This window comes from Antarcticimicrobium luteum, from assembly GCF_004358185.1.
Lineage (GTDB): Bacteria > Pseudomonadota > Alphaproteobacteria > Rhodobacterales > Rhodobacteraceae > Antarcticimicrobium > Antarcticimicrobium luteum.
In genome coordinates this window covers 15726-39109 of sequence record NZ_SMUV01000058.1, presented here as the reverse complement: position 1 = coordinate 39109, position 23384 = coordinate 15726, and the positions used below count along the sequence as shown (strand labels likewise).

Here is a 23384-nt window from a genome sequence, read left to right as displayed (position 1 = left end):
TTCGGATATCAGTCGTCGAGCGATCCGTGGATGGCAAACTGGTCCAGCCCGGCTTCGGAGGCCTCGATAAAGCGGTACTCCTCGCGCACCCCGGCCCCGGTCAGCTCGCGCCGGACGGTCAGCACCGTGTTGGGGTCATGCTCGGCGCAAAGATCGGCCATATGGGTCAGCTCTTCCTGCGCCACCGGCAGGGCGGCCTCGATCGAGGGCGCTCCGTAGACCTCGACGAAATGCCGCGCCAGCTGATCGGCCAGTGCCTCCATCTCGGCCTGCTCGATCCGGGTGACGGCGACAAAGGTCACCCGGCCGAAGGTCTCGACGCCCAGCCACCCGTTGGCAAAGGCCTGCCGCGCCTTGCCCTGAAGGTCGGCCTCGGACCAGTTGGAAAACTCGAACCCGCCGCTGATCGCCCATTCCCCGGTACGGGCGGGCAGGTGGAACACGTTGCGGTCGCTTTCGTCGAAATGAATGGCGCGGGCCATCAGCATGGGCTCAAACCTCTTCCAGAAGGGTGGTCAGCGGGATCAGGCAGGTATCGCCGGTCTCGGGCTTCAGGACCATGCCGAAATCCTCGTCCACGCCCAGAAAGATGCCCTGGGGTCGCGCGTCGGGCAGCGGCACGGTGACTGTCTCGCCCAGTTTCCAGACCAGCCCCTTCCATTCGCGGTAGAGGTTGGCGCGGCCGCTGGCGCTGTCCAGCTCATGCAGCCAGACCAGGCTGTGGCGCGCCCAGCTTTCCAGCAGGGCCAGCGGGTCGATGTCGCCGCATCCCTCATGCGCCAGCGCCGTCCATTCCGGCGTCTGCCCCGGTTCCAGCTGGTCGGAATCGGGCAGGCTCAGCGTCAGTTCCAGCCCGATCACGATCCAGTCCGGCATCGAGGCGGGATCACGGCTGCTGGCGGCGACGTGAAGCCCGCCGCAATGCCCACCATTCAGGCGGATGCCACCGGTCCATTCCAGATGCACGGCGGTTTCGGGAGGGGCCAGCGCGCCGATGGCGTTCTGCAGCCCGACGCCGCAGGCGCAAAAGGCGGCCATGGCGCTGTGCAGCGGCTCTTCCGGGGCCAGGACCAGCGCTGCGCGCAGCCGCTCCTCGGTCAGCGACCAGGGCAGCAGCCCCGCGTCGGTGCCGCGCGCGGCCTCGGTGCAGGCGATGGTCATGGGGTTGGCCGGCCCGGCCGCCAGCCCCTTCATCAGGGGCGGGAACTGCGGCACCAGGATGGTCATGCCCGCCCCTCGGAAACCAGCCTGCGGGCCAGCGCGCGAAAGGCCTGCGCCGGCGGCGAGTCGGGGCGCGACACCACGATCGGCGCGCCGCCGTCGGCGGCGGTGCGGATGTCGATGTCCAGCGGCAGTTCGGCGAGCAGCGGCACGCCCATTTTTTCCGCCTCGGTCGCCACGCCGCCATGACCGAAGATATGTTCGGCATGGCCGCAGTTGGAGCAGACATGCACGCTCATGTTCTCGATCAGCCCGAGGATCGGGGTCTTGAGCTTGTTGAACATGTCGATCCCCTTGCGCGCATCCAGCAGCGCCACGTCCTGCGGGGTCGACACGATGATCGCGCCGTCCAGATGGGTCTTTTGCGCCAGCGTCATCTGCACGTCGCCGGTGCCCGGCGGCAGATCGACGATCAGCACGTCGAGCTTGCCCCACTGCACCTGGAACAGCATCTGCTGCAACGCTCCCATCAGCATCGGCCCGCGCCAGACCACCGCCTCGTCCTCCTGCGTCAGCAGGCCCAGCGACATCAGCGTCACCCCGTGGTTGCGCAGCGGCAGGATCGTCTTGCCGTCGGGCGAGGCGGGCCGGCCCGAGACCCCCAGCATGCGCGGCTGCGACGGGCCGTAGACATCGGCGTCCAGCAGCCCCACCTTGCGGCCCTCGGCGGCCAGTGCACAGGCCAGGTTGGCCGAAACGGTGGATTTGCCGACGCCGCCCTTGCCCGAGGCGATGGCGATGATCCGGTCGACGCCGGGCACCTGCTCCGGCCCGCCGGGCTTGGGGTGGCCGCCGACCTTCAGATCCGGCGGCTTCGGCGCGCCGGCATGGGCGGTCATGACGGCCGAAACGGTCTCAACCCCCGGCAACGCCTTGACCCGGGCCTCGGCCTCGGCGCGGACGGGCTCCATCCGGGCGGCCCGCGCCGGGTCGATCTCCAGCACAAAGCGCACGGCGCCGCCCTCGACCGTCAGCGCCCGCACCATGCCTGCGGTCACGATGTCCTTGCCGCCCACCGGGTCGGTGATTTCGCGCAGGGCGTCCAGAACGGTTTCGCGGGTTGCGCTCATGCGTCGGGCCCCTGGATCGTGCCCTCGACCACATGTTCCATGTCCAGGCCCTCGATGGTCAGGACCATGCGGATCTTGTGGGTCTTGCCGGCGGCCTCGGCCCCGGCGTCGCGCATGGCCGCTTCGATGGCCTGCTGCGAGGTGACCCCCACCTGTTTGAGGAATTTGCGCATCGACATATTGAAATTGTCATCCATGGGTCTCTCCGGTGATTGCTGCTGGTGATTGACCGCCCGGCGCCGCCGCCCCTAGCATGGCGGGATGCGAGGCGTGACCGCAACACCGGGCCTGATCCTTTTTTTCGTCCTGACCGCCCTTGGCGCCGGGGTCGGTGTGACCGCCGGGGCCAAGGCCGAGGAGGCGCGCCACTTCCGCCTTTCGGTGCCGCCAGAGGTGGCCGAGAGCGGTGTGATGGCCTACCTGCTGCCGCGGTTCGCGCTGAAGACCGGGCGCCGCGCCGAACTGGCGGGCGGGGCGGCCGACGCGGTTCTGAGCGCCGAGGCCGCGGGCGGTGTGCCGGTCATGGTGCGGGACGGCACCGTCTATGTCTTGCGGCTGACCGGCGCAAACGACGCCGCGCGGCGGTTTTCCGACTGGCTGCGCTCCGATGTGGGCCAGCGCACCGTCGCGGCCTACCGCCCGCCGCAGGGCGCGCCCTTTGGTCGCGCTCCGAAAGTAGAGGCCACCGCTGCCCGGGTCATCGAGGGCAACGTGGCGCTGGGCCGGGCGGTGGCGGAACGGCACTGCGCACGCTGTCACCGCACCCATGACCGCGACAGCTCCAGCGGCATCGGCTCCACCCCGTCGTTTCCGGCGCTGCGGGCGCTGCCCGACTGGAGCGTCCGTTTCGAGGCCTTCTTTGTACGCAATCCGCATCCCGCCTTTCTGCGGGTCGAGGGCATCAGCCCGCCCTTCGATCCGGCCAGCCCGCCCGCGATCCTCCCGGTCGCGCTGACGCCGGACGAGGCCGAGGCGCTGCTGGCCTATGCCGCGTCGGTCGCGCCGGCGGATCTGGGGGCGCAGATCGAGCATCAGTGATCCCGGCGCTGGCCGAAATAATCCTCGGTGGTGCGCACCCGGGGGCGGTCGCGTGAGCCCAGCGGATTGTCGGCGCTGTGATACTGCGCCCTGATGCGGCAATCGTCGCACATCTGGATCAGCCGGGCCGCGTCGGTGCCGGTGAACATGCTGTGCTTGCCGGCGAGCTTCTCCACGATCTTCTCGACCGTCGATTTCACTCCGAAGGCGGCGCCGCACTCGATGCAGCAGAACGGCTCTTCCTCGTTCAGCACCTTCTGCGCCATCGCCCCGTCGCCGGGATCAAAGCGCGGCTCCAGCGTGATCGCGGTTTCCGGGCAGACAGTGGCGCAGATCCCGCATTGCAGGCAGGCGTCCTCCTGGAACCGCAGCTGCGGCAGGTCGGGGTTGTCGATCAGCGCGCCCGAGGGGCAGAGCGAGACGCAGGACAGGCACAGCGTGCATGTGTCGGTGTCCACCAGCACCGCCCCATAGGGCGCGCCGTCGGGCAGCGGAACCGGGCTGTCCTGCCCGGGCATCTGCGCCTTGGCAGCGAGCCGTGCCACCTGCCGGCGGTCGCCCATCAGCAGCACGGGCGAGACATCGGTCGCCTGGGCGGTTTCGGCATAGAGCGCATCGCTCATCGCGTCGGGCGTGTCCACGTCGAGCAGCGCGACGCGGCCCGCGCCACCCATCGCGGTGGCCAGGGCGATTTCGCGGCCGATCGGGTCGCGCTCGGTGCGGGGGCCGGGCAGGATGGTCACCCCGGCAAACCCCGAGGCGAGCGCCGCCAGCATCTCGGCATGGCCGAAGCCGGCCAGCGCCGGCACCGCCAGCGGGATTACATCGGCAGGCATCCCGCGCCCGAAACGGGCCGAAAGGGCGATCATCCCGGTGCCGTGATCCTCGTCGTGCACCAGCAGGCGCGGCGCCGCGCCGCCGGCGGCGCGGTAGGCTTCGGCCAGGGTGCGGACACGGGTGACCAGATGCGCAGCGGGCGGCGCGTCATATTTGATCGCCCCCGAGGGGCAAAGCGAGGAACAGGCGCCGCAACCGGCGCAGATCATCGCATCGACCGTCACATGCTCGCCCTCGGGCGAGATCGCGCCGGTGGGGCAGATGTCGAGGCAGCGCGTGCAGCCCACCTGACCGGCGCGGGAATGGGCGCAAAGATGCTCCTCCAGCGTCAGGTACAGGGTCTTTTCAAAGGTTCCCAGCATCTGCGCGGCCTCGAACACCGCCTCGGCGACGGCGCTGGCGCTGCCCGGATCGGCGCGCAGATAGCCGTCGCGCTTGTGCGGGGCGGGGAACAGCGGCGTATTGCCGGACAGATCCAGGATCAGGTCGCAGCCGGTCTCGGCCCCGTTGCGCGGCGGGGACAGGACAAAGTCGCCGCGCCCGCCCGGCTCCAGCATCCGCAGCCGGTCCAGCCGCAGGGTGAAATTGCCGAAACTGCCCTGCGCACGCTTCAGATCGCCGGTGATCACCTCATAGCGGCGCGACAGCGGCAGGTCGTCGGCGCCATCGAGCAGCAGCACGGTCACCGCCAGTGTGTCGGCCAGCCGCTCGGCCGCGGGCAGCGCGACATCGGCGCGCCCCAGGATCAGGCACAGCCCGTCCGAGGTCACATCGACCGTCTTGGCGGGCGGGGCATCGAGCCGGGCCTCGGCGATCAGCGCGGACATTTTGGCCAGAGATTCGCCGCCCTCGCCCCAGCCTGCGCGGTCACGAATGTCAACGCATAATGGCGCCGCGGTCCCCAGCTCGACCGCCAGTTCCTCGAAGCGCGGCGCCTCCTGCGCGCAGGCGACGATCGCCTCGCCGGCGGCGATCGCCTCGGCGGCGCTGTCGATCTCGCGGGTGCAAAGGGCGGTATGAACGCGGGAGCAGGGAAGACCCGTGGCCCGGCTCAGGGCCTCACGGTCGAGTGTCTGGCTTCCCAGACAATCACACAAAATCAGTTGCTTAGTCATGTGCTCCTCCCCCGGCGCGGTGACTTGGCTTTGATGGTGCAGCGCTGATGCGGCGCGATGCTAGGCACGAAAGGGGACGAGCCGTAAAGCGGAAATGGGGTGATTCGCCGAAAATTGCCGGAAAGTTTCCTGACAAAAATAAAGGGGTATCGACGCTCGGGACAATTCGTCTATGCGGCAATCTGCATCAATCGCCTAAGTGGACAAATTGTCCAGTCATCGGGCCGCCTGGTGAAAAATGCGGCGATTCGGAAAAAATCCTGTTGGCTGGCGCGACCGGCTGGCGTCAATCTTGTTCTCAACGACGCATCGCTGCGCGCCAGAGGGGGAGGCAACAGGACGAATGACGGTTATCTGCGAGTCTTTGCCTCTGGGCATTGTTGTCCGGAAAACACCGGGGGTGACCCGGTGGCAAAAATGGTCGTGGAAAGTGGTCGCCGTCCTGCCGGGGGCCGGGCCCGCCGACTGGCGCGAGCTGCGCCGCGAGGGCGAGGCGGCGGAATATCACGCCGCGACTTTGACCCTGACGCTCTATTCCTCGGATACCGAGGCCTATCTGGTGGCGCTTTCGGCAAAGACGCCCGGCCTCTACGTGGTGCTGGGGGATGAAACCGACCCGGAGGCGCAGATGCCCTGGCGGCCCGAGCTGGTGACCGTTTCGGCCTATGAGGGCCAGGGCTATGCCGAAAGCGGCGAGGGGCTGGTGGAACTGGTTCCAATGCCGCTGGGCCTGATCGGCTGGGTGCGCGATTTCGTGGCCGAGCACCACGTCGAGGAGGCCTTTGTCAAACGCAAGCGCGACCGCAAGCGGATCGATCTGGTCGAGGACGGCAAGGGCGATCCGCGGGTCCGTCAGCTCAGCGATGTCTACCGCGCGCCGCGCGGCACCTTCGGAGGGGACGCGTGATGGCGGTGGCGCGGGAAACCGGCGATTTCTGGTCGCGCCGCCGGGCTGCGGTCCGGGCCGAGGCAGAGGCCGAGGCGGCGGCGCAGCGCGCTGCCGAGGCCGCCCGCGACGAGCAGGAGCGCGCCCGCGCTGCGGCGGAAAAGACCGATGAGGATCTGCTGGAGGAGCTGGGCCTGCCAGATCCCGACGGGCTGAAGCCGGGGGACGATTTCGCCGCCTTCATGCAAAAGACCGTGCCCGAGCGGCTGCGCCGCCGCGCGCTGCGCCGGTTGTGGACCTCGAACCCGATTCTGGCCAATCTCGACGGGCTGACCGACTACAGCGACGACTTTACCGACGCGGCGACCGTGATTCCGGATATGCGCACCGCCTATCAGGTGGGCCGCGGCATGTATCAGCATGTCCGCACGCTGGTCTCGGACACGGAGGAAGAGGCCGGCGATGCCGCCGACGCCGCCGCATCCGAAGAGGCCGGGCCGGAGCAAGCCGGGGGGGACGCACCCGCCCTGGCCGCCGCCGACCCCTCCGCGCCGCGCCTGCGCGAAACCGATGCACAGGCTTTGCCGCCGGTGGAAGAGATGGAGGAGGAGCCGGAGCCGGCGCCCCTGACCCGCCGCCACATGCGCTTTGCCTTCGAGAGCTGATCCAAGGAGACCGACCCAGATGACCCAGGCCGCCCAGACCGAACTGACGATCCCCCGGGAGGACAAGCTGCGCGCGGATCTCTACGATTTCCTGTCCGCGCTGCTGGCCGGACCGCCGCCGCGCGGGTTGCTGGAGCAGACCGCGCGGCTGACCGGCGACAGCTCGCCGCTGGGGCAGGCGATCGGCACCCTGTCCAACCTGGCCGGCAAGACCACCGAGCGGGGCGCCGAACGAGAGTTCACCGATCTTTTCATCGGCATCGGTCGGGGCGAGCTGGTGCCCTATGCCAGCTATTACATGACCGGGTTTCTGAACGAAAAGCCGTTGGCCGCCTTGCGCGCCGACATGGCCGCGCGCGCGATCGAGCGGGCCGCGAACGTCTATGAGCCCGAGGACAACATCGCCAGCCTGATGGAGATGATGGCCGGGCTGATCGAAGGCCGCTTCGGCGCGCCGGCGACGCTGGCGCAGCAGCGCGCGTTCTTCAGCCGGCATATCAGCCCCTGGGCGGGGCATTTCTTTTCCGATCTCGAGGGCGCCAAGACCTCGGTCCTCTATGCGCCGGTGGGCACCATCGGCCGGCTGTTCATGGAGATCGAGCGCGAGGCCTTTCGGATGGCCGGAGCGTGACAGCAATTCGCTCCCGGGCCCCCGTGGGGCCGGGGGGGCGCGGGCAGGGCGGGCCTGCCGGACAATGAAGAAGGAAGACCAAGATGGCTGAGACATCCAACAGCGAAAAGAAGAACCGCCGCGATTTCCTCAAGCTCGCGGCCACCACTGCGCCGGCGGCTGTCGTGGCCGTGGCGGCGGGCGGCGGCGAGGTTGCCGCGGCGACCGAGAGCCAGACCGCGAAAAGCGGCCTGCAGGACACCGCGCATACCCGCGCCTATTACGAGACGGCCCGGTTCTGAGGCCAGCCGCGCCCCCTGCAACGGGGGCGTGACCAAGCAAGCGCTGCGGTGCCCGGCACCGAGCAAGCAAGGGAGAGTATGATGCTCAGGAAAAAGACAAGCGGGGTTGCGCGCAGTGCGCATCGGACGCCGCTTCTGGCCACAGTTGCCGAAAAGTCCGTTGATCGCCGCGCCTTCCTGCGCGGGTCGGGCCTTGCGATCGGGGGGCTGACCGCGCTGGGCGTGACCGGTGGCACCGTCACCCGCGCCGAGGCGCAGGCGGCCGTCACCCGCGCCGTGGACACGGTGAAATCCATCTGCACCCACTGTTCGGTCGGCTGCACCGTGGTGGCCGAGGTGGATAACGGCGTCTGGGTCGGGCAGGAGCCCGGCTATGACAGCCCGTTCAACCTGGGCAGCCACTGCGCCAAGGGCGCCTCGGTGCGCGAACATGCGCATGGCGAACGCCGGCTGAAGTACCCGATGAAGAAAGAGGGGGGCGAGTGGAAGCGGATCTCCTGGGAGCAGGCGATCGACGAGATCGGCGACAAGATGATGTCGATCCGCGACGAAAGCGGTCCGGACAGCGTCTATTGGCTGGGCTCGGCCAAGCATAGCAACGAACAGGCCTACCTGTTCCGCAAGTTCGCCGCCTACTGGGGCACCAACAACGTCGACCACCAGGCGCGGATCTGCCATTCGACGACGGTGGCGGGCGTGGCGAACACATGGGGCTACGGCGCCATGACCAACAGCTACAACGACATCCACAAGTCGCAGGCGATCTTCGTGATCGGCGGCAACCCGGCCGAGGCGCACCCGGTCTCGCTGCTGCACCTGCTGAAGGCCAAGGAAGAGAACAACGCGCCGCTGATCGTCTGCGATCCCCGGTTCACCCGCACCGCGGCCCATGCTGACGAATACGTGCGCTTCCGTCCCGGCACCGATGTGGCGCTGATCTGGGGGCTGCTGTGGCACATCTTCGAGAACGGCTGGGAGGACAGGGAATTCATCCGCACCCGCGTCTGGGGCATGGATCAGATCCGCGACGAGGTGAAGAAGTGGACGCCGGAAGAGACCGAGCGGGTCACCGGCGTGCCCGGCAGCCAGCTGGAGCGCGTGGCGCGCACCCTGGCCAACAACCGTCCGGGCACCGTCATCTGGTGCATGGGCGGCACCCAGCACACCAACGGCAACAACAACACCCGCGCCTACTGCATCCTGCAGCTTGCGTTGGGCAACATGGGCACATCGGGCGGCGGCACCAACATCTTCCGCGGCCATGACAACGTGCAGGGCGCGACCGACCTGGGCGTTCTCAGCCACACCCTGCCGGGCTACTACGGTCTGGCGGCCGGCTCCTGGGCCCATTGGGCGCGCGTCTGGGGCGAGGATCTGGATTGGCTCAAGGGCCAGTTCCATACCGAGAAGGACTCCGAGGGCAAAGACACCAACCTGATGAACCGCACCGGCATCCCGGTATCGCGCTGGATCGACGGCGTGCTGGAAGACAAGGAGAATATCGACCAGCCCGACAACGTCCGCGCCATGGTTCTGTGGGGCCATGCGCCCAACTCGCAGACCCGCATGACCGAAATGAAGACGGCCATGGAAAAGCTGGACATGCTGGTGGTGGTCGACCCCTATCCGACGGTTTCCGCCGTGCTGCATGACCGCACCGACGGCGTCTATCTGCTGCCGGCCGCGACCCAGTTCGAGACCCGCGGATCGGTCACCGCCTCGAACCGGTCGTTCCAATGGCGCGAGCAGGTGGTCGCCCCGTTGTTCGAATCGCTGCCCGATCACGTGATCATCGCCAAGTTCGCCAACAAGTTCGGCTTCGCCGACCGGCTCTTCCGCAATATCGAGATGGAGGACGCCGAAACGCCGAATGTCGAAAGCGTGCTGCGCGAGATCAACACCGGCATGTGGACGATCGGCTATACCGGCCAGTCGCCGGAACGGCTGAAGCTGCACATGGCCAACCAGCACACCTTTGACAGGACCACGCTGCAGGCCATTGGCGGCCCTGCCGATGGCGACTACTACGGTCTGCCCTGGCCCTGCTGGGGGACTGCGGAAATGGGCCATCCGGGCACGCCGAACCTTTACGACATGTCCAAGCCGGTCTCGAAGGGCGGCCTGACCTTCCGCGCCCGGTTCGGGGTGGAGCGCGATGGCGACAACCTGCTCGCCGAGGGCGTCTACAGCCAGGGATCGGATATCCAGGACGGCTACCCCGAGTTCACCATGCAGATGCTGATGGATCTCGGGTGGGACGGCGACCTGACGGATGAGGAGCGCGCCGCCATCGATGCGGTGGCCGGGCCCAAGACCAACTGGAAGACCGACCTGTCCGGCGGCATCCAGCGGGTGGCGATCAAGCATGAATGCGCGCCCTTCGGCAATGCCAAGGCGCGGGCGGTCGTGTGGACCTTCCCGGACCCGGTGCCGCTGCACCGCGAACCGCTCTATACCAACCGGCGCGACCTGGTGGCGGATTACCCGACCTATGAGGACCGCAAGTTCTATCGTCTGCCGACGCTCTATGCCTCGATCCAGAAGCAGGACTTCAGCGAGGCCTACCCGATCATCCTGACCTCGGGGCGTCTGGTGGAATACGAGGGCGGTGGCGAAGAGACCCGCTCGAACCCCTGGCTGGCCGAGCTTCAGCAGGACATGTTCGTCGAGATCAACCCGCGCGACGCCAACAATCTGGGCGTGCGCGACGGCGCGCAGGTCTGGGTCGAGGGCCCCGAGGGCGGCAAGGTCAAGGTGATGGCGATGGTCACCGAGCGGGTGGGGCCGGGCGTTGCCTTCATGCCCTTCCACTTCGGCGGACATTTCCAGGGCAAGGATCTGAGGGACAAGTACCCCGAGGGGGCCGACCCCTATGTCCTGGGTGAATCGTCGAATACCGCGCAAACTTACGGTTACGACTCGGTCACCCAGATGCAGGAGACCAAGGCCACTCTCTGCAAGATCAGCGCAGCATAAGGAGTCGACACAATGGCACGAGTGAAATTCCTCTGCGACGCCGAGCGCTGCATCGAGTGCAACGCCTGCGTCACCGCCTGCAAGAACGAACATGAGGTTCCGTGGGGCATCAATCGCCGCCGGGTCGTCACCATCGGTGACGGCACCCCCGGCGAACGGTCGATCTCGGTCGCCTGCATGCATTGTTCGGATGCGCCCTGCATGGCCGTCTGCCCGGTGGATTGTTTTTACCAGACCGAAGACGGGATCGTTCTGCATTCCAAGGATCTGTGCATCGGCTGCGGCTATTGCTTCTACGCCTGCCCGTTCGGCGCGCCGCAGTATCCGCAGGCGGGAAATTTCGGATCCCGCGGCAAGATGGACAAATGCACCTTCTGTGCCGGCGGCCCGGAAGCGGACAACTCCAGCGCCGAGTTCGCCAAATACGGCCGCAACCGGATCGCCGAGGGCAAGCTGCCGCTCTGCGCCGAGATGTGCTCGACCAAGGCGCTGCTGGCCGGCGACGGCGACATTGTCTCGGCGATCTACCGCGAGCGTGTCGTGGCCCGCGGCTTCGGGTCCGGCGCCTGGGGCTGGGGCACCGCCTACGAGCAAAAGGCGAACTGAGTCCGCCTTTCATGCGTGCGGCCGCAATGAGACGGCCGCACGGTAACTGACCTGTGCCCGTGGCGTTCGCGCTGCGGGCCAATGCGCTGACCGCACGGGAAAATCGGCTATGGCGATCATCACGCAGAGACTGTTGAGCTTTATCGCGGCGCTGACGCCGGTGCTGATACTGGTGCTGATGCAGGGCACCGCGGTCCTGGCGCAGGAGGCCGCGCCGGTCGATCCGCGCACCGCGACCGGCGGGGCGCAGACGCTCGAGGACATCCTGGCCCGCCAGCGCGGCGAGGCGGTGGATTACGACTTCCGCCGCGCCGCGACGGGCGATCCGGCCGGGGCGGCGCCGATGACCGGCCAGCTTGGCACACTGGGCGGCGTTTCGGACCCCGAGCTGTGGCGCGCGCTGCGTTACGGCACGGCCGATGTGACGGTCTCCTCGCACGGCCCGGCCGCCGCGGTGATCATCCAGGACAGCGGCATGACATGGCTGACCTTCCGCGAGGGGCCGCTGGCAACCTATGGCGGCTATCTGCTGCTGGGGGTGTTGGGGGCGTTGCTGCTGTTTTACCTGCTGCGCGGTCGCATCCGCATCGACGGCGAAAAGGCGGGCATCACCATTCTGCGGTTTTCCGCGATCGAACGGTTCGCACATTGGCTTCTGGCCGGGTCCTTTGTGCTGTTGGGGATCACCGGGCTGACCATGCTGTTCGGGCGCATGGCGATCATTCCGCTGCTCGGCAAGCAGGCCTATGCGCCCTATGCCATCGCCGGCAAATGGGTTCACAACAACGTCTCCTGGGCGTTCATGCTGGGGCTGGTGCTGGTCACCGTGTTCTGGCTGGCGCACAACATTCCCAACCGGCATGACCTGAAATGGCTGGCGCTGGGCGGCGGGCTGTTCTCGAAAAATGTCCACCCGCCGGCAAAGAAATTCAACGCCGGCCAGAAGATCATCTTCTGGGGGGTGCTGGTGCTGGGCGTGTCGATCTCGGTGTCGGGGCTGTCGCTGCTGTTCCCGTTCCAGATGCCGCTGTTCGCCGCCACCTTCGAAAAGCTGAACGCGCTCGGCCTGCCGCAGCTGGTCGGACTGGGCGATCTGCCCACGACGCTGCTGCCGCATCAGGAGATGCAGCTGGCGCAGCTCTGGCATGCCATTGTCGCCTTTCTTTTCATCGCCATCATTCTGGCGCATATCTATCTGGGGACCGTCGGCATGGAGGGCGCGTTCGACGCCATGGGCTCGGGCGAGGTCGACGAACAATGGGCCAAGGAACACCATGGCCTGTGGTATGAGGATGTGACCGGCAAGCCCGCCCACGATCCGGCCGGACACCCGGCCGAATGAGACTTCCAGTCAGGGGAAGACAACGATGAAGAGCATGTATCTGGCGTTCCTGGCGATTGTGGCCCTGGCGGTGCTGGCCGATTTCGGGCTGCATCGGGCGGGTTTTTCCGTACAGGAGGCAACCTCCGGACCCTCGGTTCGGCTGGATTGACCCGACCCGTAGCAAAAGGCCACACTCACATCATGAATGTAGCGGCGCAGAAACCGCCCGATGGCAGGTCGGGGACGGACCAGTCTCAGATCGACCGCGCCATCAGGCACATCTCAATCCTCGTGATCGACGACGAGCCGGGGATGCGGAACTATCTCGTGCGCACCTTGCAGCCCCGCTGCAAGCGGATCGAGGCCGCGGCCAGCGCCGAAGAGGCCTCGCAGCTTTTGGACAGGCAGCATTTCGATCTGGTGCTGCTGGACAATGTGATGCCGGGCCAGTCCGGGCTCGACTGGCTGAAGGAACAGCGGCGCGTCGGCTTTTTCGCCGAGGCGATCCTGATGACCGCCTATGCCGATCTCGACACCGCCATCCAGGCGTTGCGGGTCGGGGCCTCGGATTTCGTGCTCAAGCCGTTCCGCTCCAACCAGATCCTGAATGTGGTCAACCGCTGCATGGACCAGCGCTATCTGCGGCGCGAGAATTTCCTGCTGAAGTACGAGTTGCAGGCCGATAATCTGGCCGCACGCGGCCGACTGATCGGCAAATCGCCGGGGATCGACGCGGTGCGCCAGACACTGGAAAAGGTCGCGCCGATGCCGACGCCGGTATTGTTCACCGGCGCCAGCGGCACCGGCAAGGAGATCGCCGCGCGCACGCTCCACGCCATGTCCGACCGCGCCGACAAGCCCTTTGTCCCGATCAACTGCGCCGCCGCCTCGCCCGAACGCATCGCCGCCGACCTGTTCGGCGAGCTGGATCATCCCTCGGGCGACGGGCTGTTGGTGCAGGCCTCGGGGGGCACGCTGTTCCTCGACGAGGTGGCCGAACTGCCGCTGCCGTTGCAGGCGTCGCTTCTGCGGGTGATCGAGGATGGCCGCGTCCGCCTCGGCGGCGCCGAGCGCGAGGTGCCGCTGAACCTGCGCTTCGTGTTCGCCAGCAACGCCGATCTGGAGGCGGCGATGAAGGAAGCGCGGTTCCGCGCCGACCTCTATCACCGGATCAACGTGATCACCGTGCACATGCCGCTGCTGCGCGACCGGGTGGGTGACATCCCGGAACTGGCCGAGCTGTTCATGGGCAAGCTGTCGCGGCAGCTGGGCGTCACGCCGCTGTCGCTTTCTGAACAGGTGCTGCTGAATCTGGCGCGCTATGACTGGCCCGGCAATGTGCGCGAACTGCGCAACCTGATCGAACGCTCGCTGATCCTGGGGGAGTTTCCGCCCGAATTCGCCGGCAGCGCCGACGAGGCCGGGGTGGAGCCGGTGGAATCGCTGCATGCGGTCGAACGCCGTCACATCCTGACCGTGCTTGAGGCCTGCGGCGGCAATCGCGCCGAGGCGGCCCGCCGGCTGGGGGTGTCGCGCAAGACCATCGACCGCAAATGCGCGATGTGGAATGTCTGACAGCGCCGCGCGCCCGGTGGCGCTGCGCGATACCGTGCGCGCGCGGCTGCTGGCCATCGCGCTGCTTCCGGTCCTGATCCTGCTGCCGCTGCTGCTGATCACCTCGGTCAGAACCTGGAGCCACCGGTTCGACGAGGTGCTGATCGCCAAGGTGGCCGGAGAGCTGACCGTGGCGCATCAGCATCTGGCCGGGTTGATGGAGCGGCGCGGCGCCGACATCTCGGCGCTGGGTCAGTCGGCGGTTTTCCAGCGGCTGAGTTCCGATCAGTCCAGCCTCAGCGATTTCCTTGAGGGGCAGCGGCTGAAAATGGGGCTCGATTTCCTCTATTTCGTTGATGGCGGGGGAAATACGGTGCTCGCCGGCCGCGCCGACCGCCTGGCGGACCCGCGCGGCTGGCCGGTTGTCGGGGTGGCGCTGGCCGGGCGCCGCAAGACCGGGATCGACGTCTTCGACGCCGCCCAGCTCGCGGCGCTGTCGCCGGAACTGGCCGCCCGCGCCCGGCTGGAGCTGGTGCCGACCCGCGCCGCGGCGCCCACCGCCCGCACCGAAGAGACCCGCGGCATGGTTATCCACGCGGCGGCCCCCGCCCCCGGCGGCGCGCTGGTGGGCGGGCTGCTGCTGAACCGCAACCTCGGTTTCATCGACGAGATCAACGAGCTGGTCTACCCGGCGGGCAGTCTGACCGGTGGCAACCTCGGCACCGCGACGCTGTTTCTCGAAGATGTGCGCGTCTCCACCAATGTGCGGTTGTTCGAGAATGTCCGCGCCCTCGGCACCCGCGTCTCGGCCGAGGTGCGCCGCAAGGTGCTGAACGAAGGGCTGGTCTGGCTCGCCCGCGCCTTTGTCGTCAACGACTGGTACATTTCGGCCTACGAGCCGATCACCGACAGTTTCGACAAACGCATCGGGATGCTTTACGTCGGCTTTCTGGAGCGGCCGTTCAAGACCGCCGAGCGGCGCACGCATCTGCTGACCGGGGCCAGTTTCCTCTTTGTGATGGTGCTGAGCGTGCCGATCCTGTTGATCTTTGCGCGCGGTATTTTCAGGCCGTTGGAGCGGATGAACCGCGCCATCGGCCGGGTCGAGCGGGGCGATCTCGGGGCGCGGTCCAATATCGGGGGGCGGGACGACGAAATCTCGCGCCTCGCCGCGCATCTCGACAGTCTGCTCGATCAGTTGCAGGAACGCGACCGCAAGCTGCGCGACTGGGCCGAGGAGCTGGAGTTGCGCGTGGCCAGTCGCACCCGCGATCTGGAGGAGGCGAACCGCCAGCTGGAAATGACCTCGAAACAGCTGATCCTGTCGGAAAAGCTGGCCGCGCTGGGCGAGATTACCGCCGGCGTCGCGCATGAGATCAACAATCCGCTGGCGGTGATCCAGGGAAATCTCGATGTGATCCACGACGATCTCGGCCCCGCCGCCGAACCGCTGCGCACCGAGTTCACGCTGATCCAGCAACAGATCCAGGCGATCAGCCTTCTGGTGACCAAGGTGCTGCGCTTTTCCCGTCCGGAGGAGTTCGAGCAGACCGGCGATGGCCTCGATCCCGACCGGGTCGTGCGCAGCACCGTGCCGCTGGTCCAGCATATCCTGACCAATTCCGGGATCGAGCTGGAGCTGGACCTTGCCGCCGGCGGCCAGATCGCGATGAACGAGACCGAGCTTCAGCAGGTTCTGGTCAACCTGATGATCAACGCCGTCCAGGCCATGCCCGAGGGCGGCACCCTGAGCCTGCGCACCGGGTCCGCGCAGGGCACCCTGACCATCGAGGTGCGGGACACCGGCATCGGCATGGATGCCGAGCTTCAGGCGCGCATTTTCGATCCCTTCTTCTCGACCAAGCGGAACGAGGGCACGGGGCTGGGCCTGTCCATCACCCGCGACCTGATTCAGCGCGCCGGCGGCGACATCTCCGTTTCCAGCGCGCCGGGCGCGGGATCCTGTTTCCAGGTCCGGCTGCCGCTGTCGGAGGGGGCGGCGGGCCAGACGGCGCAGCCGCCGGAAACACCGCCGCCGGCGAGCTGACCGTCGGCTGACCTGCGCCCCCGTTTTGCGGCGGTGCGGATCGGCGCGCAGGGTTCACATATCTTTCACCTGAATGCCGCCCAGGCTTCATATGAAAGTGGGACCACACCCCGGGATGCGACACAGACGCCGGGGTGCGACGGGGATGAACGATTGGGATGGCCGGTTCTCGGAACGGCAGCGCGATATCCTCACACGCGTACGCGGCGCCGGGCATGTCACCATAGACGCGCTGGCGCAGGCCCATAGCGTCTCGACCCAGACCATCCGCCGCGATGCCAACGCGCTTTGCGCCGCCGGGGCGCTGCGCCGGTTGCACGGCGGCGTCGCGCTGCCGCAGGCGGGCAACATTCTGTACAACGCGCGGCGGATGTTGAACGAAACCGCCAAGCGCGCCATTGGCGCTGCCTTTTCGGGCCGTGTGCCCTCGGCGGCCTCTCTTGCGGTCTCCATCGGCACCACACCGGAGTTCGCCATCCACAGCCTGCAGGGGCAGACCGACCTCACCATCGTCACCAACAACCTCAACATCGCGATCTTCGCCTGCGACCGCGAGGGCTGGACGGTGCAGGTGCCCGGCGGCGCCGTGCGCGCGGGCGACCGTGATGTTCTGGGGCCGCAGGTCGAGGCGTTTTTCGGCCGCTATCGGGTCGATTTCGGCGTGTTCGGCGTGGCCGGGGTCGCCGAGGACGGCACCCTTCTGGATTTCACCGAGGAGGAGGTGGCGGCGCGTCTGGCGATCCTGCGCAACTGCCGGCGCTCGGTCCTGCTGCTGGACCGGACCAAGTTCGGGCGCGTCGCCCATGTGCGCGGCGGCCAGATCACCGAGGTCGACGAGGTGATCTGCGATCAGCCGCTGCCCGCGGTCGTCGCGGCGCAGCTGGCGCGAGAGGGGGTCACCATCAAAATCGCGGGCCCGCGGCCATGACGCGGGCGGCGGACCGGCGCGGGCGCTCCATCCGGCTGGAGCGGATCGTCAGGGACTGGACCGGGACGCGCGCCCTAGACCGGGTCGATGTCACGGTGCCGGCCGGTAGTTTCACCGCGCTGCTCGGGCCATCGGGCTGTGGCAAGTCCACGCTGCTGCGCATCGTCGCGGGGCTCGACGCGGCCACCGAGGGCCGCGTGCTGATCGGCGGGGAAGACGTGTCGCGCAGGCCGGCGGACAAGCGCGACCTGTCGATGGTGTTCCAGTCCTACGCGCTGTTCCCGCATCTGAGCGTGGCCGAGAATATCGTCTTCGGCCTGAAGACCCGCGGCGTGCGTCGGGCCAGGCGGCAAGAGCGGCTGCACCGTGTCGCCGAACTGCTGGGGCTGACGCCCTACCTCGACCGCAAGCCCGCGGCGCTGTCCGGCGGGCAGCAGCAGCGCGTCGCCCTGGGCCGCGCGGTGATCTCCCAACGTTCGATCTGCCTGATGGACGAGCCGCTGTCCAATCTCGACGCCAAGCTTCGCCAGACGATGCGGACCGAGCTGCGCGCGCTGCAGCGCGAGCTGGGTTTTACCATGCTCTATGTCACCCACGATCAGGTCGAGGCGATCACCATGGCCGATCAGGTCGTGCTGATGAACGAGGGCCGGGTCGAGCAGGCCGACACGCCCGAGGCGCTTTATGAACGCCCCGCCACCACCTTCTCGGCCCGCTTCATCGGCACGCCGCCGATGAACCTGGTGCCCGCCGCGGCGCTGGGCGGGCTCGGCGGGCGGCTGGAGGCGGCCATCGGCCACCCGCTGATGATCGGCATGCGACCGGAGGCGATGCGCGTGACGCAGGCCAGTTCGCTGAGCATGGTGACGACCGAAGCCGAATACCTGGGCGCCGACGCGCTGGTCCAGGGCCGGATCGGTGGCGCGCCGGTGGTTCTGCGGGCGCCGGGCCACTACGCGCCCGCCGCCGGGACCGTGCTGCCGATCGCGCTGGCGGCGGATGACCTGCACCTCTTCGATGCGGGGTCGGGGACGCGTGTCCAGCTGACCGGCCTCGCCTCGCTGATGGCCCTATCGGGGATCCCCGGGGCCGAACCGGGCGCCTCTGCGCCTTTCCTCAACCACAGGGACCAATGACCATGCTCGCCAACCTTCTCAAGGGCGCGGCCGCCGCGGCAGCCCTCGCCATCAGCGCCGCGGCACCGGCCCGCGCCGTTGACCTTCAGTTCTACTTTCCGGTCGCCGTCGGCGGCGGTGCGGCCGAAACCATCCAGGCGCTGACCGACGAATACATGCAGCTGAACCCCGATGTGAAGATCGACGCGGTTTATGCCGGCTCTTACCAGGACACCATCACCAAGGTGATCACCGCCGCCCGCGGCGGCAACGCCCCGCAGCTTTCGGTGGCGCTGTCGGTCGACATGTTCACCCTGATCGACGAGGGGCTGATCCTGCCGTTCGACGATTTCATCAAGACCGAAGAGGACAAGGCCTGGCTGAACAGCTTCTATCCGGCCTTCATGGAAAACAGCCAGACCGGCGGCAAGACCTACGGCATCCCGTTCCAGCGCTCCACCCCGGTGCTCTACTGGAACAAGGCGGCCTTTGCCGCGGCCGGCCTCGACCCGGAGACCCCGCCGGCGACCTGGGACGAGATGGTCGAAATGGGCAAGACCCTGACCAGGCGCGACGCCAACGGCAATGTCACCCAGTGGGGCGTGCGCATTCCGACCTCGGGCTTTCCCTATTGGCTGTTCCAGGGGCTGACCACGCAGAACGACGCGATTCTGGCCAATGCCGACGGCAACGAGACCAATTTCGACGACCCCAGGGTCGTCGAGGCGCTGCAATATCTCGTCGATCTGTCGACCAGGCATGAGATCATGGAGCCCGGCATCGTTGAATGGGGCGCCACGCCCAAGGCCTTTTTCGAAGGTCAGGCCGCGATGATGTGGACCACCACCGGCAACCTGACCAACGTGCGCGCCAATGCGCCCTTTGACTTCGGCGTCGCCATGCTGCCGGCCAACAAACGCCGCGGCGCGCCCACCGGCGGCGGCAACTTCTACCTGTTCGACGGCTCGTCCGAAGAGCAGCTGGCCGAGGCCGTCGATTTCATCAAGTGGATCACCGGGCCGGAGCAATCGGCCAAATGGACCATGGCCACCGGCTACGTCGCGCCGCGCCCGGCCACCTGGGACACCGAAACGATGAAGGCCTATGCCGCCGACTTCCCCTATGTTCTGGTCGCCCGCGACCAGCTGGATCATGCGGTGGCCGAACTGTCGACCTATCAGAACCAGCGCATCACGCAGATCTTCAATGACGCGCTCGCCGCCGCCATCACCGGCCAGAAGGATGCCGCGACCGCGCTGGCAGAGGCGCAGGCGCAGGCCGACGCGATCCTGGCGGCCTACCGCTAACGGCCCCGAAACCGGGGCGGGCCCGAGACCCGGGCCCGCCTCATTCCGCGATCCGGAGGCAAGGATGCTGACGCGACAATGGGTGCATGGCTGGCTGCTGCTGATGCCGGCGCTGACCTTTATTTTCCTGTTCACCCATATCCCGGCGGTAGTCACGGTCTGGAACAGCTTTTTCTCGACCGCGCGCGGGCGACGTCCATCGGTCTTTGTCGGGCTCGACAATTATGAGCGGCTGATCAACGATCCGGTGTTCTGGAAGGTGCTGAGCAACAACCTGTGGTTCGCGCTGGGCACCATCCCCACCTCGATCGCGCTGGCCATCGCCATGGCGCTGTTCGTCAACCGGCAGTTTCTGGGCCGCAGCCTGGTGCGCATGGCCTATTTCACGCCGACGGTGCTGCCGCTGATCGCGGTGGCCAACATATGGCTGTTCTTCTACACGCCCGGTTTCGGCCTGGTCGACCAGATCCTCGGCGCCTTCGACCATGGGCAGACCAACCTGCTGGGCAATCCGGACACCGCCCTGGCGGCGATCGTCGTGGTGTCGGTCTGGAAGGAGGCGGGGTTCTTCATGATCTTCTACCTCGCGGCGCTGCAGGCGATCCCGCCGCAACTGGCCGAGGCCGCGCGGATCGAGGGGGCGGGCGGCTGGACGATCTTTCGCCGCATCACCTTTCCGCTGATGATGCCGACGACGCTGTTCGTGTCGATCAACGCGGTGATCAATTCGTTCCGGCTGGTCGATCACATCTTCATCCTGACCGCCGGCGGGCCGGACAACGCCTCGTCGCTGCTGCTCTACTACATCTACGAAACCTCGTTCCGGTTCTGGGACACCGCCTATGGCGCGACGCTGACCGTGGCCATGCTGGCGCTGCTGTGCCTGCTGGCGATCGGGCAGTTCTTTCTCTTTGACCGCAGGGTGCATTACAAATGACCGGCTACGACCGCGCGCTGACGATCCTGGGGGCCGCTATGCTGGCGGCGCTCTGGGTGCTGCCGCTGATCTACGCGGTGTGGACGGCGGTGCATCCGTCTGAATACGAGGCGCGCTTTGTCCTCACCGCGCCGCTGACCCTGGCCAATTTCATCGAGGCCTGGCAGGCCGCGCCCTTCGCCCGTTATTTCCTGAATACCTTCGTCCTGGTCACCGTGATCGTGATCTGCCAGTTCGTGTTGTGCACATTGGCCGCCTACGGGTTTGCCCGCTACCGGTTTCCGGGCCGCGACATCCTGTTCAGCCTGGTTCTGCTTCAGCTTCTGGTGATGCCCGACATCCTGATCGTCGAGAACTACGGTCTTCTGCGGCGGATGGGGCTGGTCGATACCATCGCCGGGATCGCGTTGCCCTATGTCGCCTCGGGTTTCGGCGTGTTCCTGATCCGCCAGACCTTCATGACCGTGCCGCAGGAGCTGGACGACGCCGCCCGGATCGAGGGGGCGGGGCCGCTCGCCATTCTCTGGCGGGTCTATGTGCCGCTGGCCAAACCCGTCTACCTGTCCTACGGGCTGGTGTCCGTCAGCCACCACTGGAACAACTTCCTGTGGCCGCTGATCGTGACCAACTCGGTCGAGACGCGGCCGCTGACCGTCGGGCTCAGCGTGTTTTCGGCGGTCGATTCCGGCGTCGAATGGTCCGTCATCAACGCCGCCACGCTGATGACCTCGGGGCCGCTGCTGGTCGCTTTTCTGCTGTTCCAGCGCCAGTTCGTGCAAAGCTTCATGCGCGCGGGCATCAAGTGATCGAGCCAACCGGCAAGGGCGCAGACAACGCCTCTGCCGCCGCCCGGCCCGTCAATCGGCCGTCACAGCCGCATTCTTGGAACGTCGTTGGGATCGAGGCGCAGCTCGATCAGAAGCGGCCCGTCGCGGGTCTCGATCGCCTCGATCGCGGTTTCGAGGTCGGCGTTCGATTGCACATGGATGCCCCGCCCCCCCAGCGCCGTCGCCACGTCGGAGAAGCGCGGCCAGTCGAACTGGGACAGGCCGGGGTCCATTCTCCGGTCCAGGAACTGGATATGCTCGGCCCCATAGGCTGAATCGTTGCAGACGATGACTATCAGATCCTGTTTCAGGCGGACGGCCGTGTTGAATTCGTTCAGCCCGCCCATCATGAAGCCGCCGTCGCCGGTGAACAGCACCACCGGCCGGCCGGGGACCGCCAGGCTCGCCCCGATCGCCTCGGGCAGGCCGAGCCCGATCGAGCCGAAATTCGCGGTGACGATAAAGCTTCGGGGATCGGGCGCTGAAATGCGGCACCAGACCTCGGTCATGAAACGGCCGCCATCGGTCGTCAGGGTCCGGTCCCGGGGCAGCGCCTGTTCGAGGCGGTCGAGCGCATAGACGAAATTCACGTATCCCGGGGCCGCCTTGTCCGCCTGTCCCGCCGGGTGCGCCGTCAGAGCCTTCATGTCCAGCTCTCCGGTAAAGGCGGTGGGCGGAATCTCGGCCTCGTCCAGCCAATAGACGATATTGTCGGCGGTCAGGCCGGCATCGGCCACCAGCGCCGCGTCGGGGTGATAGTTCTTGCTGACCTCCGGGACGGTGTTGTTGATCTGCACGACACGCTTGCCCTTCATCAGCGCGCCCTTGTCGGTGGTGAAGTAATGCAGGCTGGTGCCGAAACAGACGACGCAATCGGCCTTGGCGATGACGTCATAGGCCGCCGGCGTGCTGAGTGTGCCGAAAATATCCATGTTGTAGGGATGCCCGTTGAACAGGCCCTTGGCCTTGAGCGTGGTCGCCAGCGGCGCCTCCAGCCTGTCGGCCAGGCGGATCAGCTTGTCGCGGGCCCCCGCCGCGCCGGCCCCGGCCAGGATGATCGGGCGTCGCGCCGAGGCGATCATGCCGATGGCCGCGTCGAGGTCGTCGCCCTCGGGCACATAGGCCGGCGCGTCAAAGGCCTGGAACACCACCTTTTCATGCCCGACCTCCTGCCACATGAAATCCGACGGCATGTTCACCACGATGGGCCGCTTCTCGACGCGGGCGCGGTAAAACGCGTGGGCGATGTCATAGGCGGCGGTCTGCGGCGCGCGGATCTGCTCGAACCCGGCGCCGGTGACCTTGACCAGTTCGCGCTGATCGATGTTCTGCAGGTTCTGCGGCGTCATGACGGGCGTGTCGCCGGCCAGAAGGACCATCGGGATATGTCCCCGCACCCCTTCGGTCAGGGCGGTGGTGCAGTTGGTCAGGGCGGGGCCATGGGTGACCGTTGCCACGCCCACCCCGCCGGAGACATGCGAATAGGCCAGCGCCATCAGGACCGAACTGCCCTCGAACGCGACCGGGACGAAGGTGCCCGCACAGGCGCGGACATAGTGATCGACCATGAACAGGTTCGCGTCCCCCATGAGGCCGAACATCGTGTCGATCCCGTGATCCCGAATGGCCTGGGCAATCGACTGGTACGTGTAGTTTTTCCCGTCAGTCATGGTCTTTCGCTACCTTTATGTGTCTTCAAGGGGCCTGTTGTGCGACCCGGTATCATAGTCCTTGGTCCGGCGCCCGTCTGTCGTGCGACCGGTCGCGGCGTGCCAGCGGGGCCTCCTGTCCGCACCGTGTTTCCCGCCGAATCCTGGGACATAGAGGCACCCGGTTGCAAGCCCCGGCATCATCCGGCGGCCGACATCGGTCGCCTGGCGTGCACGCGGCCGGACAAATGCCCCGAAGGCGCCTTTCAGGCGCCGGCCCCGGACAAAAACCGCCGCCGGACCCGGCCAATCCGATCTGGGCCTCATCCACGCGCGGTATGCGGTTGGCCCGCACCCGGCCGGCGGGATC

22 protein-coding genes are annotated in these 23384 nt (G+C 67.2%); 16 read left to right on the top strand and 6 right to left on the bottom strand.

Annotation, left to right across the window (positions count from 1 at the left end; translation table 11 throughout):
- Positions 1 to 8: 8 nt before the first annotated feature.
- The 4 genes from E1832_RS07135 to E1832_RS07120 are packed head-to-tail and all read right to left on the bottom strand — an operon-like array spanning position 9 to position 2488.
- The gene (locus E1832_RS07135; protein ID WP_133359048.1) at positions 9 to 488 is read right to left on the bottom strand and encodes a DUF6505 family protein; all 480 of its coding nucleotides are present in this window, start codon (positions 486 to 488) and stop codon (positions 9 to 11) included.
- A gap of 4 nt (positions 489 to 492) precedes the next feature.
- Positions 493 to 1227, bottom strand: coding sequence for a biotin/lipoate--protein ligase family protein (locus E1832_RS07130; RefSeq protein WP_133359047.1), 735 nt, complete (start codon positions 1225 to 1227; stop codon positions 493 to 495).
- A complete protein-coding gene (locus tag E1832_RS07125; RefSeq protein WP_133359046.1) occupies positions 1224 to 2291 on the bottom strand; it encodes an Mrp/NBP35 family ATP-binding protein in 1068 nt (355 codons plus the stop codon). The genes E1832_RS07130 and E1832_RS07125 overlap by 4 nt, the downstream gene beginning before the upstream one ends.
- Positions 2288 to 2488 (bottom strand): DUF6494 family protein, encoded by a 201-nt coding sequence (locus E1832_RS07120; protein WP_133359045.1) that lies wholly within the window; start codon positions 2486 to 2488, stop codon positions 2288 to 2290. The genes E1832_RS07125 and E1832_RS07120 overlap by 4 nt, the downstream gene beginning before the upstream one ends.
- A gap of 73 nt (positions 2489 to 2561) precedes the next feature.
- Here E1832_RS07120 and E1832_RS07115 point away from each other — a divergent pair, with 73 nt between their 5' ends.
- Positions 2562 to 3329 carry a c-type cytochrome gene (locus E1832_RS07115; RefSeq protein ID WP_133359044.1) on the top strand — a complete coding sequence of 256 codons (768 nt, stop codon included), beginning with the start codon at positions 2562 to 2564 and terminating at the stop codon, positions 3327 to 3329.
- Here the strand turns inward: E1832_RS07115 and E1832_RS07110 are convergent.
- Positions 3323 to 5281 carry a 4Fe-4S binding protein gene (locus E1832_RS07110; RefSeq protein WP_133359043.1) on the bottom strand — a complete coding sequence of 653 codons (1959 nt, stop codon included), beginning with the start codon at positions 5279 to 5281 and terminating at the stop codon, positions 3323 to 3325. The genes E1832_RS07115 and E1832_RS07110 overlap by 7 nt on opposite strands.
- Before the next feature lie 343 nt (positions 5282 to 5624).
- Between E1832_RS07110 and E1832_RS07105 the strand changes: the two genes are divergently transcribed.
- The 15 genes from E1832_RS07105 to E1832_RS07040 all read left to right on the top strand — a co-directional run bounded on the left by E1832_RS07105 (position 5625) and on the right by E1832_RS07040 (position 21344).
- Complete coding sequence (locus tag E1832_RS07105) at positions 5625 to 6188, top strand: DUF3305 domain-containing protein (protein ID WP_133359042.1); 564 nt, start codon at positions 5625 to 5627, stop codon at positions 6186 to 6188.
- Positions 6188 to 6832: a DUF3306 domain-containing protein gene (locus tag E1832_RS07100; protein ID WP_133359041.1), complete on the top strand. Its 645-nt coding sequence runs from the start codon at positions 6188 to 6190 to the stop codon at positions 6830 to 6832. Before E1832_RS07105 ends, E1832_RS07100 begins: the two co-directional genes overlap by 1 nt.
- A 19-nt stretch (positions 6833 to 6851) precedes the next feature.
- Entirely contained in the window at positions 6852 to 7463 is a 612-nt protein-coding gene (locus E1832_RS07095; protein ID WP_133359040.1) for a TorD/DmsD family molecular chaperone, read from the top strand.
- Positions 7464 to 7546: 83 nt separating this feature from the next.
- Positions 7547 to 7744 (top strand): ubiquinol-cytochrome c reductase iron-sulfur subunit N-terminal domain-containing protein, encoded by a 198-nt coding sequence (locus tag E1832_RS07090; RefSeq protein WP_133359039.1) that lies wholly within the window; start codon positions 7547 to 7549, stop codon positions 7742 to 7744.
- Positions 7745 to 7825: 81 nt separating this feature from the next.
- Positions 7826 to 10720, top strand: coding sequence for a formate dehydrogenase subunit alpha (locus tag E1832_RS07085; protein ID WP_133359038.1), 2895 nt, complete (start codon positions 7826 to 7828; stop codon positions 10718 to 10720).
- Between the two features lie 12 nt (positions 10721 to 10732).
- Positions 10733 to 11326 (top strand): formate dehydrogenase FDH3 subunit beta, encoded by a 594-nt coding sequence (gene fdh3B, locus E1832_RS07080; protein ID WP_133359037.1) that lies wholly within the window; start codon positions 10733 to 10735, stop codon positions 11324 to 11326.
- A 109-nt stretch (positions 11327 to 11435) separates the two neighbouring features.
- Positions 11436 to 12668 carry a formate dehydrogenase subunit gamma gene (locus E1832_RS07075; protein ID WP_133359036.1) on the top strand — a complete coding sequence of 411 codons (1233 nt, stop codon included), beginning with the start codon at positions 11436 to 11438 and terminating at the stop codon, positions 12666 to 12668.
- A 25-nt stretch (positions 12669 to 12693) separates the two neighbouring features.
- Entirely contained in the window at positions 12694 to 12819 is a 126-nt protein-coding gene (locus tag E1832_RS23100; RefSeq protein WP_280960203.1) for a hypothetical protein, read from the top strand.
- Positions 12820 to 12851: 32 nt separating this feature from the next.
- Positions 12852 to 14225 carry a sigma-54-dependent transcriptional regulator gene (locus tag E1832_RS07070; RefSeq protein ID WP_133359035.1) on the top strand — a complete coding sequence of 458 codons (1374 nt, stop codon included), beginning with the start codon at positions 12852 to 12854 and terminating at the stop codon, positions 14223 to 14225.
- Positions 14218 to 16251: a sensor histidine kinase gene (locus E1832_RS07065; protein WP_133359034.1), complete on the top strand. Its 2034-nt coding sequence runs from the start codon at positions 14218 to 14220 to the stop codon at positions 16249 to 16251. The genes E1832_RS07070 and E1832_RS07065 overlap by 8 nt, the downstream gene beginning before the upstream one ends.
- 145 nt (positions 16252 to 16396) lie before the next feature.
- A complete protein-coding gene (locus tag E1832_RS07060; protein ID WP_133359033.1) occupies positions 16397 to 17179 on the top strand; it encodes a DeoR/GlpR family DNA-binding transcription regulator in 783 nt (260 codons plus the stop codon).
- Positions 17176 to 18315, top strand: coding sequence for an ABC transporter ATP-binding protein (locus tag E1832_RS07055; protein ID WP_133359032.1), 1140 nt, complete (start codon positions 17176 to 17178; stop codon positions 18313 to 18315). Before E1832_RS07060 ends, E1832_RS07055 begins: the two co-directional genes overlap by 4 nt.
- A gap of 2 nt (positions 18316 to 18317) precedes the next feature.
- Complete coding sequence (locus tag E1832_RS07050; RefSeq protein ID WP_133359031.1) at positions 18318 to 19601, top strand: ABC transporter substrate-binding protein; 1284 nt, start codon at positions 18318 to 18320, stop codon at positions 19599 to 19601.
- A 64-nt stretch (positions 19602 to 19665) separates the two neighbouring features.
- The gene (locus E1832_RS07045; protein ID WP_133359030.1) at positions 19666 to 20538 is read left to right on the top strand and encodes a carbohydrate ABC transporter permease; all 873 of its coding nucleotides are present in this window, start codon (positions 19666 to 19668) and stop codon (positions 20536 to 20538) included.
- Positions 20535 to 21344, top strand: a complete 810-nt coding sequence (locus E1832_RS07040; RefSeq protein ID WP_133359029.1) for a carbohydrate ABC transporter permease — start codon at positions 20535 to 20537, stop codon at positions 21342 to 21344. Before E1832_RS07045 ends, E1832_RS07040 begins: the two co-directional genes overlap by 4 nt.
- 62 nt (positions 21345 to 21406) lie before the next feature.
- On the opposite strand, the gene E1832_RS07035 is transcribed toward E1832_RS07040, so the two are convergent.
- On the bottom strand, positions 21407 to 23035 hold the full coding sequence (locus tag E1832_RS07035) for a thiamine pyrophosphate-binding protein (protein WP_133359028.1): 1629 nt from the start codon (positions 23033 to 23035) through the stop codon (positions 21407 to 21409).
- Between the last annotated feature and the right edge of the window lie 349 nt (positions 23036 to 23384).

Coding starts and splice junctions, on each gene's coding strand:
- E1832_RS07100 (WP_133359041.1), top strand. CDS start 6,188: ATGGCGGTGGCGCGGGAAACCGGCGATTTCTGGTCGCGCCGCCGGGCT.
- E1832_RS07065 (WP_133359034.1), top strand. CDS start 14,218: ATGTCTGACAGCGCCGCGCGCCCGGTGGCGCTGCGCGATACCGTGCGC.
- fdh3B (WP_133359037.1), top strand. CDS start 10,733: ATGGCACGAGTGAAATTCCTCTGCGACGCCGAGCGCTGCATCGAGTGC.
- E1832_RS07050 (WP_133359031.1), top strand. CDS start 18,318: ATGCTCGCCAACCTTCTCAAGGGCGCGGCCGCCGCGGCAGCCCTCGCC.
- E1832_RS07035 (WP_133359028.1), bottom strand. CDS start 23,035: ATGACTGACGGGAAAAACTACACGTACCAGTCGATTGCCCAGGCCATT.
- E1832_RS07090 (WP_133359039.1), top strand. CDS start 7,547: ATGGCTGAGACATCCAACAGCGAAAAGAAGAACCGCCGCGATTTCCTC.
- E1832_RS07125 (WP_133359046.1), bottom strand. CDS start 2,291: ATGAGCGCAACCCGCGAAACCGTTCTGGACGCCCTGCGCGAAATCACC.
- E1832_RS07085 (WP_133359038.1), top strand. CDS start 7,826: ATGCTCAGGAAAAAGACAAGCGGGGTTGCGCGCAGTGCGCATCGGACG.
- E1832_RS07120 (WP_133359045.1), bottom strand. CDS start 2,488: ATGGATGACAATTTCAATATGTCGATGCGCAAATTCCTCAAACAGGTG.
- E1832_RS07105 (WP_133359042.1), top strand. CDS start 5,625: ATGACGGTTATCTGCGAGTCTTTGCCTCTGGGCATTGTTGTCCGGAAA.
- E1832_RS07060 (WP_133359033.1), top strand. CDS start 16,397: ATGAACGATTGGGATGGCCGGTTCTCGGAACGGCAGCGCGATATCCTC.
- E1832_RS07130 (WP_133359047.1), bottom strand. CDS start 1,227: ATGACCATCCTGGTGCCGCAGTTCCCGCCCCTGATGAAGGGGCTGGCG.
- E1832_RS07045 (WP_133359030.1), top strand. CDS start 19,666: ATGCTGACGCGACAATGGGTGCATGGCTGGCTGCTGCTGATGCCGGCG.
- E1832_RS07040 (WP_133359029.1), top strand. CDS start 20,535: ATGACCGGCTACGACCGCGCGCTGACGATCCTGGGGGCCGCTATGCTG.
- E1832_RS07055 (WP_133359032.1), top strand. CDS start 17,176: ATGACGCGGGCGGCGGACCGGCGCGGGCGCTCCATCCGGCTGGAGCGG.
- E1832_RS07110 (WP_133359043.1), bottom strand. CDS start 5,281: ATGACTAAGCAACTGATTTTGTGTGATTGTCTGGGAAGCCAGACACTC.
- E1832_RS07070 (WP_133359035.1), top strand. CDS start 12,852: ATGAATGTAGCGGCGCAGAAACCGCCCGATGGCAGGTCGGGGACGGAC.
- E1832_RS23100 (WP_280960203.1), top strand. CDS start 12,694: ATGAAGAGCATGTATCTGGCGTTCCTGGCGATTGTGGCCCTGGCGGTG.
- E1832_RS07075 (WP_133359036.1), top strand. CDS start 11,436: ATGGCGATCATCACGCAGAGACTGTTGAGCTTTATCGCGGCGCTGACG.
- E1832_RS07135 (WP_133359048.1), bottom strand. CDS start 488: ATGCTGATGGCCCGCGCCATTCATTTCGACGAAAGCGACCGCAACGTG.
- E1832_RS07095 (WP_133359040.1), top strand. CDS start 6,852: ATGACCCAGGCCGCCCAGACCGAACTGACGATCCCCCGGGAGGACAAG.